We start from the raw sequence: 15,040 nt of genomic DNA on the forward strand, positions 1-15,040 counted from the left end.
CGTCGTCCCGGCCCCCGTGCGCGATTGCGCACCAGGCCGGGACGACAGCTGCGCGTGCAGCGGCTTCTCGCCCTTATCCCATCCGCCGGGCGCTGCTCCAGCTCTTCAGCGACGACCACACCCCGCGCGACAAGCGGAAGCAGTCGACCGGCGTCGACGAGCCCAGAGCCAGGAAGCGATGCAGCTGCACGCCGCTCCACTGGAAGCCGCACTTCTCCAGCACGTTTCGCGAGGCCGGGTGGGTGACGCGCGCGCCCGCGTAGAGCTGGTCGTCCTCGAACTCCTCGAAGAAGAAATCGATCGCGCCGCGTGCGGCCTCGGTGGCGAAGCCCCGGCCCCAATGCTCGACGCCGAGCCAATAGCCGAGCTCGGCATTGTCAGGCGTGGAGCGGTCGATGCCGACCATGCCGACCGGCCCGGTATCATGCTCGATCAGGAATGCGGTCTCGCCGCCGAGCGTGGCGGTGGCGCGGACGAAGGCGATGGCGTCGTCCTGGGAATAGGGGTGGGGGAGGCGGCGGGTATTTTCAGCGACACGGCGGTCGTTGGCGAGACGCGGCGATGGCTCTGACGTCGGCAAGAGTCGGCCGTCGCAACGTCAGCCGCTCGGTGGCGACGACGCTCGGTCTCGCCTCCCGCAAGGTCACGCTCGAAAAGTCCTGCAACATGTCCGGCTCCGTCAAAGTCACCAAGTGAAAAGTGAACGCGAGAAACGAAAAGGGGAGGCCGGTTTCCCTGCCTCCCCTGGAGCCTTCGATCTCTTTGATCTCTGGACTCCGCCGGTTCGGTCAAGGACCCGGCGGACTCCAAATTAGATCCACCGTCTATTCAGCAGCCTCTGCAAGCGGGAGTACCGCCACAAAGGTGCGTCCGTTGGCTTTAGCCTGGAATTCGACACGACCCTCGATCTTGGCGAACAGGGTGTGGTCGGTGCCCATGCCGACGTTGAGGCCGGGATGCCAGGTGGTGCCGCGTTGACGCGCAATGATGTTGCCGGGAATCACGCGCTCGCCGCCGAACACCTTGATGCCAAGACGCTTACCCTTGGAATCGCGACCGTTGCGCGATGAACCGCCTGCTTTTTTGTGAGCCATGGCTCGTCTCCGAAATCCTGCGTATGTCTAGGTCAATTCCTTGACGGAATCATTTCAAAACGTCGCACGCATCAATTCGTGAATTGGCGTGATCGGTCTCAGTTACTCGGCAGCTTCTTTCGCGACCTTTTCCTTCTTCGGACGCGGGCCCTTGGTGGGCTTGGCATTATCGGTCAGGATCTCGCTGACGCGCAGCACCGTGATCTCGTCGCGGTAGCCCCGCTTGCGGCGCGAATTCTTGCGGCGGCGCTTCTTGAACGCGATGACCTTGGGGCCGCGCTTGTGGTCGAGCACCTCGACCGCAACGGAGGCACCGGCCACCGTCGGGACGCCCAGCACCGGCGTGTCGCCGCCGACGACCAGAACTTCATTCAGCTGCACGATCGAGCCGACTTCGCCTTCGATCTTGCCTACTTCGAGAACATCATCCGGCGCGACGCGGTATTGCTTGCCGCCGGTTTTGATGACTGCGAACATCGTTTTTTCTCCGTGTTCAATCCCGGCCTCGAGACTGACGTCAGGGGCCGGCTTTTTGATCAGTCGCTATGGGTTTATTGCGAGTTTTGTGCGGGCGGGAGTTATCCCTTTGAAAACCCACGCAAAAACACGCGGCGCGAGAAACGCCCCGCGCCGGTTGTGGGATTTATAGCGGTCATCCGCTGGGAGTCAAGGAAAAGCGGGCAAAACAGCCTGGATTTGAAGGATTTGCACCCTTTCCAGCGCCGGGCCCTGAATCTCGGCCCGGCTAGCAACCAACGGGTTCCCGCGCCGTTGTTCCCCCAGATAGGCACGTGGGCAAGGGACTTCCATGGCAACCGACGAACTGGTCAAGACGACGACGGGCATCGCCCATCACGGCGGCGGGCGGCTGCCCTCGGTGGACATCGACAGCTTCAACATCGAGCTGAAGGACGAGGACGGCTTCCTCGGCGACCGCGCCAGCAAGGGCGCGTTCCGCGAGATTCTCGAACGCTGGCGCAAGCCGTTGCGCAAGACCGGCGAGGATCCGTTCGGCAAGGAGCCGTCGGAGAATATCAGCAAGAAGACGCTGGATTCGATCCTGGTCAGCGACGACGTCGAGGCCTCGGCGGTGGTGCACAGCGCGATCGAGGACTTTGCCCAGGAACTCGCTCACGTCACCCGCCGCTTCCTCAAGACCAAGGCCTGGGCCAAGACCGAGCGCATCGTGGTCGGCGGCGGCTTTCGTGATTCCAGGCTCGGCGAGCTTGCTATCGCGCGCACCGAGATCATCCTGAAGTCCGAGGACTTCAAGGTCGACATGATTCCGATCCGGCATCACCCTGACGAAGCCGGGCTGATCGGCGCGCTGCATCTGGCGCCGTCCTGGATTTTCGAGGCCTATGACAGCATCCTCGCGGTCGATATCGGCGGGACCAATATCCGCTGCGGCCTGGTGGAGACCGGCTGGAAAAAGGCCAACGACCTGTCGAAGGCCAAGGTCGTGACATCAGAGCTGTGGCGGCATGCCGATGACGAGCCGACCCGCGAAGGCGCGGTGAAGCGGCTGACGAAGATGCTGAAAGGGCTGATCACTGAAGCCGAAAAGGAAGGCTACAAGCTCGCGCCCTTCATCGGCATCGCCTGTCCCGGCGTGATCAACGAGGACGGCTCGATCGAAAAGGGCGCGCAGAACCTGCCGGGCAACTGGGAGAGCAGCAAATTCAACCTGCCGGCGAGCTTGATCGAGGGCATCCCGGAGATCGGCGAGCACGATACCGCGATCCTGATGCACAATGACGGCGTGGTTCAGGGCCTGTCCGAGGTGCCATTCATGCAGGATATCGAGCGCTGGGGCGTGCTCACCATCGGCACCGGCCTCGGCAATGCACGCTTCACCAACCGCCGCAGGGACAGCGGAAACGGCAAGGACCGGGATTCTGCGGACGGGAAGAAGAAAGCCAAGGAAAACAACAAGGACAACGGTAAAGGCGAAAAGAAGTAACCTTGACTGGTTAGGTTAAGGGACGGATTGCATTGCAGGCGGCAGAATACACGCTAGAGTGGAAATGTCGCCTCACGCAGGCCTGCGAAGCCGCCCTTCCTGGCCAGCATTGTAATGAGCGGCACGGGACCGCCAGTGTTTACCGCGTCTGGCGGTCCCACCCCGTTCTCTTGCTGCATGACGGGTGAGGCTGGCTCGCGCCCCCAAAAAAGGTGCCGAGACAGGGGAGGTGCGCTCCCTCCCCCGCTCGCGAGAAGGGTTGGGAGAGGTTTCTCCCCAACGGGACACTCCCCCGGAGGAGAGAACCCTCACCCGGCGCGCGGGACGATGCTTCGCTTCGCCCGGCACGCGCCGACCTCTCCCGCAAGCGGGAGAGGTGCACCGAGCCCGCAGCGGCTTGTTTCAACCCAATCTCATCGCGCTCCAGGGAGGAGGAGTGGCCAGGAACAGGTGCCAATTGTCGACGACACGACGACTCCAGAGCAAAAGCCGCAAAACAGGCAGCGGATTTTCCCCTTTCGCGCCTTGTCTGGCCCGCCATCCTCGCCTATTAACGCCCCCAACCACAGGGGCCTGCCCCTTCATGGCGCCTTCAGGAGAGGTGGCAGAGTGGTTGAATGCACCGCACTCGAAATGCGGCATAGGTGCAAGCCTATCGGGGGTTCGAATCCCTCCCTCTCCGCCAGATAACCGTTGTTCAGCCCGGACACATGGGTAACAGGTTGTACCTGAGAGATGGGTGACAACCTCGTGCCGAACGGGTTGTCGAGGGAGTGCAGAGTTCTCTGCTCCAGGTCGAAGTCTCTCAAAATTGCGCATGAAGCTCACGCACCGCGGGAGAGTTCAACCGTTGAACCCGTCACCGCCGCGCTCCGACCAACATCCCGCGTGCGCCAAGGAGCCAGTGATCCACGACCATGTTCGAGAAGACCTATCGGCAGCGCCTCGAGGCTGATCTCGCCCAATGGGAAGCCGATGGCGTGATCGCGCCGGCGGCAGCCGGCTCCATCCGCAACGTTCTGCCGCCGCTCTCACCCAGCATCAACATTGCCGTGGTCGTGGCCATCGTCGGGGGCCTGTTGATCGCGGCTGCGTTCCTTGCCTTCGTGGCGGCGCACTGGACCGAGATCGCGCGGCTGTTGCGGTTTGCGATCCTGCTCGCCGGCATGCTCGTCGCCGGCGCCCTCGGGGCTTGGTTCGCCGCGACCGGCCGTACTGTCCTTGCCGATCTCTGCGCCAGCATCGGCGCCATCATCTTTGGCGCGGGCATCGCGCTGGTCGGCCAGATGTATCACCTCGGCGACGATTTTGCCGGTGGCCTGCTGCTGTGGTCAACAGGCGCATTCGCCGCCGCGATCTTGACCGGCTCGCGTGGCGCGCTCGCGGTCGGCCTCGCCGCCGCCTGCATCTGGACCTGCATGCGCGTCTACGATGCGCCGGATGCGCTTCATCTTCAGTTCGTGGTGGCCTGGCTGATCGCCGTCGCGATCGCGTTCGCGTGGAACTCCCGCGTCGCCGCCCATCTCGTCGCGGTCGCCGCGATTCCGTGGTGGATCGCGACGTCGCTTCGCTTCGACTTCGATGGCGCCCAGCCGTCCTTCGTGCTGGCGAACGGTGCGGCCCTGCTGTTCGGCGCCGGGCTCGCGATATCGACCGCGCCGTCGCCGCGGGCGAACCTGATTGGATCCGTTCTGTCGGTCTACGGCGCATTCTCGCTGGCGATTACAGCTTTCCTGGAGGTGACGACAGTCGACGATCTCTTCCGCATCAGGACGGCCACGATGGCGGCCCAGCCGTCGTGGGCGATCGTGTGCGGCGTTGCGGGCGTCGTTCTTGCGCTCGCGTCCGCCGGCCGCACGCGGCGCGCCGGTGAAATCCTCGCGGCATGCGCGATCGGCCTCGTGCTGATCGCCGCGCCGATCTGGTCGGCATCCACAGCCGGCGAGCCATGGTTCGCCTATGCCGCGCTGCTCTCCGCCATGCTCTGCCTCGTCGTCTCCGGGGTGCTCGACGATGTGCGCCCGCGCATCGTCGCCGGCTGGATCGGCATTGCCGGCGTCGTCGGTGCCATCACCTGGGCGGTCAAAGGCTCGCTGCTGCGCCGCTCGGCTTTCCTGGCGGTGGCCGGAATCATTGCCGTCGTGTTTGCGACCGCGCTCAATCGCATGCTGCCGAGGGCCGAGCGATGATCGAGTCCGTCACACGATTCCGGCAGCGCATCCCGAAAGCCGTGCTGTTCGGTGCCGCCATCCTGCTGCAATGCGCGCTGCTGATCCTGATGGTCACCGACCGCGCGCAGATCCTGCGCGAGGGGACGGAGGTGACGTTGCAGACACGGCCGGTCGATCCGCACGATCTTCTGCGCGGCGACTATGTCGTGCTCGGCTACGACATCTCGCAGCTGCCGGCCGGCGCGCTTGCAGGCCAGCCTTCCGCCGGGCGCAATCCCGTCGTGTTCGTCAAGCTAGCGCCCGATGCCAGCGGCCTCTATCAGGCCGTTTCGGTTCATGCCGCGCCTGTCGCGGTCACCGCGCCCGAAGTGTTGATCCGCGGCCGTGTCAGTTATTCCTGCGGTTCGACCGTCCGCACCTTCTGCGACGGGCTGACGATCAGATACGGTCTCGAAAGCTATTTCGTGCCCGAAGGCGAGGGAAGGACGCTCGAGCAGGCCCGCAACCAGCAGAAGCTGCGCGTCGTCGCCGCCGTGCTGCCGTCGGGCCGCGCCGCGATCAAACGGCTGCTGCTCGACGGCGAGCCGGTCTACGAGGAGCCGTGGTACTAGGCCGCGCTACCTGGAGCCCGTCTTCAAAGCCCGCCGCAGCACGTCCCACATCCCCGGGTCGTTCATATGCGCGACGTTGAACCGCAGGAAATTCTCAGCGGCCTGCGCCACGCTGAATACATTGCCCGGCGCCAGCACCACACCCTTTTCGAGCGCGGCGCGTGCCACCGCCGTCGCATCCTGTCCGTCGACCAGCCGGCACCACAGGAAGAAGCCGCCGCGGGGCATCAGCCAGGGTTCGATGCCCAGCGCGGCGAGTTTTCGCGCGGTGTCGCGACGTGTCCGCGTGAGCTTTTGCCGGAGCTCGTCCATGTGCTTGCGATAGCTGCCGCCGGCCAAAACCCTGGCGATGATCTCGGTCGCGACCGGGCTCGGGCCGCCGAAGCTGGTGGCGACCTGGAGATCGACGAGATGCTCGATCCAGTCGGAGCGCGCCGCGATGTAGCCGCAGCGCACCGAGGCCGACAATGTTTTCGAGAAGCTGCCGATGCGGATGACGCGGTTCAATCCGTCAAGCGCGGCCAGGCGCGGCGAGCGTTCCGGCTCGAAATCGCCAAATATGTCGTCCTCGACGATGGTGAGGTCGTGCGCGGCCGCCGCCGTCAAGAGCCGGTGTGCGGTCTGCAGCGAGAGCGTCGCACCGCTCGGATTGTGCAGCGCTGAATTGGTGATGTAGAGCCGCGGCCGCTCCTCCGCGAGAGCCAGCTCGAATCGCGCGACGTCAGGGCCTGACGGCGTGTAGGGCACGCTGACGATTCGGACCTGATGCGCGCACAGCAGCGCGCGAAAATTGAAGTAGCAGGGATCGTCGACCAGAACGGTGTCGCCGGGACGCAGCAGGAAGCGGCAGATGAGGTCGGTTGCCTGCGTGCCCGAGCCCGTCAGCATCAGCTGGCTGATGGAGGCTTCGATCGCGTCCTCCGCGAGGCGCGCCAGCAGCAGCCGGCGCAGCGCAGGCGAGCCACCCGTGCTGCCGTAGTTCGTCAGCACGCTGGCCTCGCTGCGGGCAAGCGCGCGGGTGGCTCGGCGCAATGCCGCTTCCGGCATCCACGCCGGCGGCAGCCAACCGCAGCCGGGTTTGGGCACATCAGCGTCGGTGTCGAGCGATTGCCGGGAGACCCAGAACGGATCGACCGCCCGGTCTCGGCGTGGCGCCACCTCGGTCAAGGCAAGCGGCGGCGTAACGGTCGATGCGACATAGAAGCCCGAGCCGCGACGCGCGCGGATCAGCCCTTCCGCGGCGAGGCGATCGTAGGCCTCGACCACGGTGGATGGCGAAACACCCATGCTGGCGGCAAGGCCGCGGATCGACGGCAGGCGATCGCCGGCACTCAGCGCGCGGCCCGCGACCTTGGCGCGGATCGCGCTCATCACGTCGATGGTCCGCGTGCCGCCGCGACCCTTCGAGGGACCTTCAATGTTCAAGCCGTATTGCCTTCCATACCCATACAGTATGTTCGGATTGTACTGGATTGTGACTGGCCTCGCCACCGGCGACGGCCGAGGATCGCGCACGCAAAAGCGTGGGACGGACATGCAATCTGCGGGCAGCGGCTGGGGCAACGGGCTTCTCGGCGTCATCATCTTCAGCGGGTCCCTGCCGGCGACGCGCGTCGCGGTCGGTGGCTTTTCGGCGCTGTTCCTGACCTCGGCGCGCGCGACCATCGCGGCGCTGATCGGTGCGGCTGTGCTCGGTCTGCTCCGTCAGGCATGGCCGGAGCGAAAGGATTTCGTCTCGCTCAGCATTGTCTCCATGGGCGTCGTGGTCGGTTTTCCGCTGCTGACGGCGCTCGCGCTCCAGCACATCACCTCGGCGCATTCCATCGTCTTCATCGGCCTCTTGCCGCTGTCGACCGCGATCTTCGCCGTACTGCGCGGCGGCGAGCGGCCACAGCCGCTGTTCTGGCTGTTCGCGGTTCTCGGCAGCGCCACCGTTGCGGCCTTCGCCCTCTCGAACGGCGGCACGGTGTCGATCACAGGCGATCTGCTGATGGTGGCTGCGATCGTGCTGTGCGGGCTCGGCTATGCCGAGGGCGCTGCCCTGTCGCGCCGGATCGGCTGGCAGGTGATCTCCTGGGCGTTGCTGCTGGCGCTGCCACTGATGCTGCCGCTCGCGCTTCTCGCCTGGCCCTCGACATGGAAGGGGGTCGGTGCGCCGGCCTGGATCGGGCTCGCCTACGTCTCGGTCTTCAGCATGTTCGTCGGCTTCATCTTCTGGTATCGCGGCCTCGCGATCGGCGGCATCGCGCGCGTCGGCCAGTTGCAGCAGCTCCAGCCGTTCTGCGGTCTCGCCCTGGCCGGCTTCCTGCTGCACGAGCCGGTCGCATGGAGCATGATCGGCGCGACCGCGCTGGTCGTCGTCTGCGTGTTCTTCGCGCGGCGATATGCCTGAGGCCCTGGCGCCTCAGCCGCGTTCCATTACCGTTTGCGTCAGCGCGCTTCTCGCGAACTTCTTCAACGGCATCGGCTTGCCGAACAGATAGCCCTGCACGAGATCGAAGCCGAGCTCGTTGACAGCCATCAGATCGCCGCGGCTCTCGACACCCTCGGCGACGGCGCGTGCGCCGTAGCCTTGCGCGAGCTCGACGATGTGACGGCACACCGTCCGCTTCAGCCGGTCATTGCCGCAGCCTGTGACGAATTGCCGGTCGGCCTTGAGCTTGATGAACGGAATCTTGTCCAGGCCCATCAGCTCCGGCCAGTTGGCCCCGAGATTGTCGATCGAGAGTCCGATATTGTGGAAGCGCATTTCGCGCGCGATCTCGGTGAGGAAGTCGAGGTCGCGGATCGCCTCGCCGCTGGCGATCTCGATAGTCAGGCCGCCGAACGCCGGATGCGTCGGCATCCTCCTGCAGAGATCGCGCACGGCCTGCGGCTCTCTCAGATAGGGCGCAGGCAGGTTGATCGACAGATCGACCGCGCTCTGGCGCTCGAGAAGATAGTGCCAGTCCTGCAGCGCGCGCTCGATCACGAATTCCGAGAGGTCGCGGAAGTGCGGGTCGTGGCTATCAGGGATGAAATAGGCCGGCGGCACCACGCCCCAGGTCGGGTGCCGCATCCGTACCAGCGCCTCGGCGCCGCAGCGGACCAGCGAGCGCGTCTCGATCTTCGACTGGTACCAGAGCTCGAGCCAACCCGCATGCAGGGCTTCTCCGACGTGCACGGCCGGGCTGGGCACAGGCTCGTCCGGCAGCAGCATTGCGACGCGCTCGCGCAGCGTCTCCGCGGCAAAGGGCGTGGTCAGTGGCGGCAGCATCGCGAGCCCGTATTCCTCGCCGACCTGCTGCACGGCTTTGACGATGATCGAGTCGCGTGCACCGACGGCGAGCACCTTGCCGTCGAAAGCCTCGCGCACCAGAATTTCCAGGAATCGGCCGGGCTCGATGCCGTCGGCCGCGATGCCGAGCAGGATCAGGTCCGGCAGCTCGGAGCCGAGCATGGCCTGCAACTCGCCCGCACCGCTGCATTCGCTGGTGACGAAGCCGAGATCCTCGAGCACCTCGCTCATGAAGGCGCGCAGGTGACGCTTGCTGTCGGCCACGCAAGCGCGCGGCATCATCTTCCGCCGTCCGAAGGTTTTCAGCCTTCGTCCGGCGAGCTCACCAATCCCGTCCATCGCTAACCACTCCCGTTCCCTGCAGGTGTGTTAGCGATGCGGGGAGCTCCAAATATGGAGAGCTTCAGCTTGTACCCCGAATTGTCCCGATAACCTTAAAGCCCTCATCATTTCTAAAATTGTTTAGATTGCTTTCGCAAAGTCTTCACGCCCGTCCGCTTTCGGGACGATCGCGCGCGGAAATCGAGCGTGGATTCTCGCCGGACCGGTCTGTCGATGCCGGCGCGCCGTGTCCTGCAATCGGACGAAGCCGCAGCACGCTTCGCCCGATTGAATAATTCCCGTGCCGACTTCCCATGGCTTTGTCGTGCCCGGCCCTGCCGACCGCGCTCGCGCGTGACGGTGATGCGACAACGCGACGATCTGCAGGGCGGACGAGTGTGAAGCGCCTCACATGCGTATGGCCGCACATGCGCTATGGGTCCGCGGAGCCGGTGGTGGGCTGTCAGGGATTACCTCTATGACGACGCGGCGGTTGGTCCAATGGTGGTTCAGGATCGTGATGTCAGGGCGATTTCTCGATCGCTTCCTGCGCCTGCCACATGTGCCCGAATAGGGTGCAGGGGAATCAGGTTGCCCCGAGCAATTTGCGAAATGCCGCCGCGCCGTCCTGCACCGCGTCGCGGCCCTTCCAGGCCAGATAGCTCAGCTTGCCGCCCAGCGTGTCCGGGCTGCGCAGCCGCCGCGAGCCGAGGATATGACCGACATTGGCGGGGAAGCGGCTGACCTCGGCCGAAACCAGCGCTGCGATCGCGTCCATCAATTGTTGAAGCCGGACGCCCCATTCGCTCTGCTCGATGCCGTCGATGCGAAGCTTGAGCGAATGCTCGGCGTCGTAGATTTCGGTGAGCAGGTCGCGCGCGACGAGGAAGCGGTTGTGGCGGAGCGCGACCCGCAGCGCGAGGCGCTTGTCGTCGAGCCGGTCGAGCACCATGGGAATGACGCAAGCATAGGGCGTGGCGGCGATGTCGGCGGCATTCTTGCTCGCGGCCGCCCTGGTCGCAAGGTATGCGAGTTGCCAGAATGTCTTCAGGCGCCTCGCCACCAGCGCCAGCGCAAACGGCAGTGCATCGGGATGCGCTTTCTTGAAGGCGTCGAGCTGCGCCGTGATCTGGCTGACCTGGCCGTCGTCGAACTTCGCGATCGTCTCGGGCAGCTTGTCATTGAACTTCGACAGTGCCTCGCCGGCGCGCAGCACCCGCTGCATCTTCTTCACGTCGTCGAAGGCGGTACGCGATGCCGTATATTGCGTGAGCTTGCTCCGCGCGAACTCGGCGCTCTCCGCAGAGGCGAGCGTGTTCTCGAGCACCTTGAGCACCTTGATCTGAAAGGCTGTCGCGATCTTCTGCACTTCCTTGGGATTGTTGGCCGTGACCTGGTCATTGATCGCCTTGACATAGTCGCGTGCCATGGTCGGCAGCAGGTCGCGGCAAATCCACTCCCAGATCGGCGTGAGCGTGTTCCGCGAGATCCGTCCCGCATTGGCGTGCTCGGGCGCGCCGTCGATCAGCAGCAGCTCGAGGGGTGCAAAGAAGTAGCGCGAAGGATTGGTGGCGCGCGCCTGGACCGAACCGTCCTTGCGGAACTCCGCGCGCAGCTTGGCCTGAACCCCGGCCGAGCCCGGCATGTCGATGCCGCACAGTTCGAGCCGCTCGAGCTCGCTCAGCAGGCAACTGCGCGACAGCGGCGTCAGCTTCTGCAGGAACTCCGAAAGCTCGTCGATCTCGTCCATGGCACGCTCTCGCAACGTTTCCAGCAGGCCACCGGCCCAATGCATGGACGCATTTGCGCGCTCACAATCGTGACACAGAGAACCAAGTCCCCGTTAATTTATCCGTAAAATCCGGGGGCGCCGGGCGTGTTGCGGGAGAGATCGTTAAGAAAACCTTCAGCGGCCCTGCATAGGATCTAGGCGGCTTGTCAACCGTTGCATGGTCGCGCGGGCCAGGCAAAAGCATAAATTGTGCCGGGGTCGATTGTTTCGCGCCAGATTGGCAAACTAGCCGTAGTCTTACGGAGCAAAAAGTTAGCCACAGATCGCCCCGGGTTCCGCTACAGGAGCCGCATGGGGTCACATAACGATACGGCCACTGATTCGCGGCCGGCGGGATGGTGCGAGAGAAGCGCTGCTCCGATCGAACAGCTCGAATTCGTCCGCTTGAATGCTGCGCGCGCCGAGGCGGCCGACGAGATGGCCGTGGCTATCGCCCGTGAGCTCAATGGCCCTCTGACTGCGCTGCTGCTCTACATGGGCGAGATCAAGCATCATAGCGACCAGCTCGCGCCTGTTTCGGCCGACCGCGCCTATTTGCAGCAGGTTGTGGAGAACGCGTTGGCGCAGACCGAGCGCGTCTGCGCTGTGGTCAAGCAGCTCGCCGGCTCGCACAAGGGCGCGTTGCCCACGACGTTCACGACAGGGGATGCCGTGGTGAAGGCCGGCCGCGTGCTGGCGTCGCGCGAGACGGCCGGCTTGCCGGGCGTGTCGGGCAAGCGGCTGACCAAGCGGGAACGTGAAGTGCTGCGGCTGATCAGTGAGGGCTTTTCGAACAAGCAGGGCGCGCTGCGGATGCAGATCAGTCCACGCACCTTCGAGAGCCATCGTGCCGAAGCGATGCGCAAGCTCGGCGCGCGCAACACCGCGGACCTCGTCCGTGCGGCGCTGTTGCATTCGCTCGAATGAACCGTGGTCCCGGGCCGCTTTAGAAATAATCGTCGGCGAAGGGACGCAGGCGCGAGGTCGGCCGCAGCACCTTCGGATCTTCCTTCGGCGTATTCGGGACAATGGTGATGGTCCAGCGCTGCGGGACGGTCGATTCCTGCTCCAGCACCGAGCGAACGAAGCCCGTGACCGTGGACTCACCTGCCTTCACCGTAGCCATCCGTCCGTTGAATTGGGCGATGCGGAAGCGACGGACCTCTTTCTGGTCCGCAGTCTCATAGGTGAACATGGAAACCCTCCTGGTTTCCGGCGACTATCGCCACCTATGATTAGTCATCCGTGAAAATCGCCAACCGTATAAGTACGGCGCGGCTGCCGCCGGAATGGTCAGTCCTGCGGTTCCTGCGCCATCGCGGTCGCAAACGCCGCATCCATCAGGTCAAGCAAATCGCCGAATTCGGTGTCGTCGAGCGCGTCGGCCGTGCTCTCGAGCCGCAGCGCCAGCGCGGCGAGGCGAAGGTAACCGAATGTCCTGGCCGTGCTCTTCAGTGAATGCGCCTCGCGCGCGATCCGGCCGTGATGCCGGCCGAGGGCCAGCGTGCGAAACAGCTCGAGCCGCGCGCTGGTCTCGCTCCAGAACACCGCGCGCACCTCACGGGCGCCGTCCTCGCCGATCTCGCGCACCAGCGCTTCGAAGGCGCCAGGCTCGCGCAGCGGTTCAGGCTCGCGCAGCGGTTCAGGCTCGGGCAAGGCTGCGGTGTCGAGCGCGGCTGGCCCGGGCGCGAATGCGGTGTCGATCATTGATGTCGAGGTCCCCGTTGTGCGCGCCGGCCTGCGCGGAGCGTAGGGGATGTCTATGCCGTTCAGATTTCAGTTCTGGTCGCGAGACGCACGGTGTTTGCTGGTCACATTAAGCAATTGCTTTACCATGCGCAGCCCTGCGTGCGCCGTCAGGGGCCGAGCAGCCGATCGTACTGGGCTTTGACCGCGGCGTAGCATTCGCATGCCGTCTCGCGCAGCCCGTCCAGATTGACAATCTGGATATGTCCGCGGCTGTAATGGATGAAGTTGGCTTGCTGCAAGGTATTGGCGACCAGCGACACGCTGTTGCGCCGCGCCCCGATCATCTGCGCCAGGGCCTCCTGCGTCAGCAGCAGCCGGTAGTCCCCCGACAAGTCGTGAATGTGCAATAGGCAGCGCGAGAGCCGCGACTCCACCGGGTGCGCCACGTTGCAGCCTGCGGTCTGCTGCACCTGCGCATAGACGGCGAGCCCGTGACGGACCAGTAGCGTCCGCAGGGTCGAGCTCTGTTCGGCGGCGACGCGAAGCCGGTCGAGATCTATCACCGAGGCGGCGCCGGCGACCAGCACCACCGCTGTGTTCAGCGCGGCTGCGTCGCCCATGGCCGAAAGTGCGCCGAGCAGGCTGTCGCGCCCGATCATGGCGACCTGCACATGCTCGCCCTTGGTGAGCTCCACGACGAGCGAGATCACGCCACGATGGGGGAAGTAGGCGCGTTTGAGCGTCTCGCCGGTCTCGACCAGCACGGTCTCTTGCGGCAGATCGACTGTGCGCAGGTGTGCACGGATCAGTTCATAATCATCTGTCGACAGCGCCGACAGGAAACGGTTCGAGGGCCGCACCATCGTTTCCAAAGCTGCCTCGCGGAAATGCATGTCCTGCCCAGCTGCAGGCTCCATCTTGTTGCCCGCTGGATAAGTTGGCAATCGCGGACAGGGCCGACAAATCAATCTTTTCGTCCATATGAGTTTTGGGCGTGCAGTCATTGATATGGGCAATCAATCGTAGATTGCACATCAGGGTCGCCTCCTCAGCAGGTGTGCCTGATGGGCCTTCACGGCGCCGTAGCAATCGCACGAGGTCGCTTCGAGCGCGCGCAGATCCGTGATCTCGATCTGGCCCCGGCTGTAGCGGATAATTCCGGCCCGCTGAAGCGCATGTGCGACCAGCGAAACGGCATTGCGCCTGACGCCCATCATTTGCGCCAGGGTTTCCTGCGTTAGCGGAAGGGTTTCGCTATCGGACAAGTCCCGGGCACGCAGCAGCCATCGCGCCAGTCGCGCCTCGACCGGGTGCAGCGTGTTGCAAAGCAGGGATTGCTGCGCGTGGGCGAGCAAGGACTGCTCATGCCGGATCACCAGGCTGCGGAACGTCCCGCTGGCCGCAGCGACGGTTCGAAAGCTCGCGATTTCGAGCGCGGATGCCGTCCCGGGGAAAAGCACGACGGCGTCTGATGCCGCGATCCCGTCGGCGAGCGCAGCGCCGCCACCGACGATGCTGTCGCGGCCAAGCATCGCGACCTCGATGGTCTGTCCCTCCGACAGACCGACTGTGATCGAAATGGTTCCATCATGAGGAAAGTAGACGTGCCGAAGCGCCACGCCAGCTTCGCTCAAGACATTCTCCCTGACCAATTCAATTGCGACGAGATGAGGACGCAGAAGATCGAGGTCCGCGGCGCCGAGCGACTGCAGCAGCTGGTTAGGCGGTGGGCCGCTCGCGGTCATGGGGGATCAATCCAGCGCGTTCCATAAAGTATCGAAAATGAAGTGCTCGGAATGCAGTTGCACGAAAACGAAGCCCAGTGTACTGGTTGTGGTGCTGTTCATATACCCGTTAGAGGGCAGACAGCCTGGCGTATTTGCGTTGGAAATAAGAACGGCGCGCTGATTTGCGGGTGTGTCCGGCGAATTGGTCCTGCGTCGCGACCGGGGGCATTGGCCAGGGCGCCTCATGAGCGGGCAGCCGACCGCAGATGTTGCATCCACTCTTCCGTCGGACATTCGCCGGTCCAGGGCACTTTGCCCGCCCGCCGATTCTTTTCAGCCGTCAGATATTGCTTCGTACCCTGGCGCGGCCCGGTCGCCCATCGCGCGTTCATTCCGTTCGCATGTCGCACCGGTCC

General features: G+C 64.5%; 14 protein-coding genes, 1 tRNA gene and 1 pseudogene. 6 read left to right on the forward strand and 10 right to left on the reverse strand.

The window, feature by feature from the left end; genetic code table 11:
• Positions 1–73: 73 nt before the first annotated feature.
• The 3 genes and pseudogenes from ACVWZ4_RS12935 to rplU form a co-directional block, all read right to left on the reverse strand.
• Positions 74–668 (reverse strand): annotated as a pseudogene (locus tag ACVWZ4_RS12935) (GNAT family N-acetyltransferase).
• A 156-nt stretch (positions 669–824) separates the two neighbouring features.
• Entirely contained in the window at positions 825–1,094 is a 270-nt protein-coding gene (gene rpmA, locus ACVWZ4_RS12940; protein WP_092234086.1) for a 50S ribosomal protein L27, read from the reverse strand.
• A gap of 102 nt (positions 1,095–1,196) precedes the next feature.
• Complete coding sequence (gene rplU / locus ACVWZ4_RS12945) at positions 1,197–1,571, reverse strand: 50S ribosomal protein L21 (protein ID WP_456700269.1); 375 nt, start codon at positions 1,569–1,571, stop codon at positions 1,197–1,199.
• Between the two features lie 331 nt (positions 1,572–1,902).
• On the opposite strand from rplU, the gene ACVWZ4_RS12950 reads away from it, so the two are divergent.
• The 4 genes from ACVWZ4_RS12950 to ACVWZ4_RS12965 all read left to right on the forward strand — a co-directional run bounded on the left by ACVWZ4_RS12950 (position 1,903) and on the right by ACVWZ4_RS12965 (position 5,839).
• Positions 1,903–3,057, forward strand: coding sequence for an ROK family protein (locus ACVWZ4_RS12950; protein WP_456700268.1), 1,155 nt, complete (start codon positions 1,903–1,905; stop codon positions 3,055–3,057).
• Positions 3,058–3,652: 595 nt separating this feature from the next.
• Positions 3,653–3,742 (forward strand) — tRNA-Ser (locus ACVWZ4_RS12955).
• Between the two features lie 232 nt (positions 3,743–3,974).
• Entirely contained in the window at positions 3,975–5,246 is a 1,272-nt protein-coding gene (locus ACVWZ4_RS12960; RefSeq protein WP_456740433.1) for a DUF2157 domain-containing protein, read from the forward strand.
• Positions 5,243–5,839 (forward strand): GDYXXLXY domain-containing protein, encoded by a 597-nt coding sequence (locus ACVWZ4_RS12965; RefSeq protein ID WP_456738854.1) that lies wholly within the window; start codon positions 5,243–5,245, stop codon positions 5,837–5,839. The genes ACVWZ4_RS12960 and ACVWZ4_RS12965 overlap by 4 nt, the downstream gene beginning before the upstream one ends.
• A 6-nt stretch (positions 5,840–5,845) precedes the next feature.
• Here ACVWZ4_RS12965 and ACVWZ4_RS12970 read toward each other — a convergent pair whose 3' ends face one another.
• The gene (locus ACVWZ4_RS12970; protein ID WP_456763735.1) at positions 5,846–7,210 is read right to left on the reverse strand and encodes an aminotransferase-like domain-containing protein; all 1,365 of its coding nucleotides are present in this window, start codon (positions 7,208–7,210) and stop codon (positions 5,846–5,848) included.
• Positions 7,211–7,373: 163 nt separating this feature from the next.
• Here ACVWZ4_RS12970 and ACVWZ4_RS12975 point away from each other — a divergent pair, with 163 nt between their 5' ends.
• On the forward strand, positions 7,374–8,231 hold the full coding sequence (locus ACVWZ4_RS12975) for a DMT family transporter (RefSeq protein ID WP_456740434.1): 858 nt from the start codon (positions 7,374–7,376) through the stop codon (positions 8,229–8,231).
• 12 nt (positions 8,232–8,243) lie between these two features.
• Here the strand turns inward: ACVWZ4_RS12975 and ACVWZ4_RS12980 are convergent, their stop codons facing one another.
• Together ACVWZ4_RS12980 and ACVWZ4_RS12985 are read right to left on the reverse strand one after the other, a co-directional pair.
• Positions 8,244–9,455 carry an EAL domain-containing protein gene (locus tag ACVWZ4_RS12980; RefSeq protein WP_456740435.1) on the reverse strand — a complete coding sequence of 404 codons (1,212 nt, stop codon included), beginning with the start codon at positions 9,453–9,455 and terminating at the stop codon, positions 8,244–8,246.
• A gap of 568 nt (positions 9,456–10,023) precedes the next feature.
• Positions 10,024–11,187: a hypothetical protein gene (locus ACVWZ4_RS12985; RefSeq protein ID WP_456700263.1), complete on the reverse strand. Its 1,164-nt coding sequence runs from the start codon at positions 11,185–11,187 to the stop codon at positions 10,024–10,026.
• 333 nt (positions 11,188–11,520) lie between these two features.
• Here ACVWZ4_RS12985 and ACVWZ4_RS12990 point away from each other — a divergent pair, with 333 nt between their 5' ends.
• Positions 11,521–12,135: a LuxR C-terminal-related transcriptional regulator gene (locus ACVWZ4_RS12990; RefSeq protein ID WP_456740436.1), complete on the forward strand. Its 615-nt coding sequence runs from the start codon at positions 11,521–11,523 to the stop codon at positions 12,133–12,135.
• Positions 12,136–12,154: 19 nt separating this feature from the next.
• Here the strand turns inward: ACVWZ4_RS12990 and ACVWZ4_RS12995 are convergent, their stop codons facing one another.
• The 4 genes from ACVWZ4_RS12995 to ACVWZ4_RS13010 form a co-directional block, all read right to left on the reverse strand.
• Positions 12,155–12,403, reverse strand: coding sequence for a hypothetical protein (locus ACVWZ4_RS12995; protein WP_456700261.1), 249 nt, complete (start codon positions 12,401–12,403; stop codon positions 12,155–12,157).
• 98 nt (positions 12,404–12,501) lie between these two features.
• The gene (locus ACVWZ4_RS13000; protein ID WP_456700260.1) at positions 12,502–12,915 is read right to left on the reverse strand and encodes an Hpt domain-containing protein; all 414 of its coding nucleotides are present in this window, start codon (positions 12,913–12,915) and stop codon (positions 12,502–12,504) included.
• Positions 12,916–13,064: 149 nt separating this feature from the next.
• The gene (locus tag ACVWZ4_RS13005) at positions 13,065–13,760 is read right to left on the reverse strand and encodes a Crp/Fnr family transcriptional regulator (RefSeq protein ID WP_456705109.1); all 696 of its coding nucleotides are present in this window, start codon (positions 13,758–13,760) and stop codon (positions 13,065–13,067) included.
• Between the two features lie 171 nt (positions 13,761–13,931).
• Entirely contained in the window at positions 13,932–14,642 is a 711-nt protein-coding gene (locus tag ACVWZ4_RS13010) for a Crp/Fnr family transcriptional regulator (protein WP_456700259.1), read from the reverse strand.
• Positions 14,643–15,040 lie beyond the last annotated feature (398 nt).

Source organism: Bradyrhizobium sp. USDA 4472, from assembly GCF_054058595.1.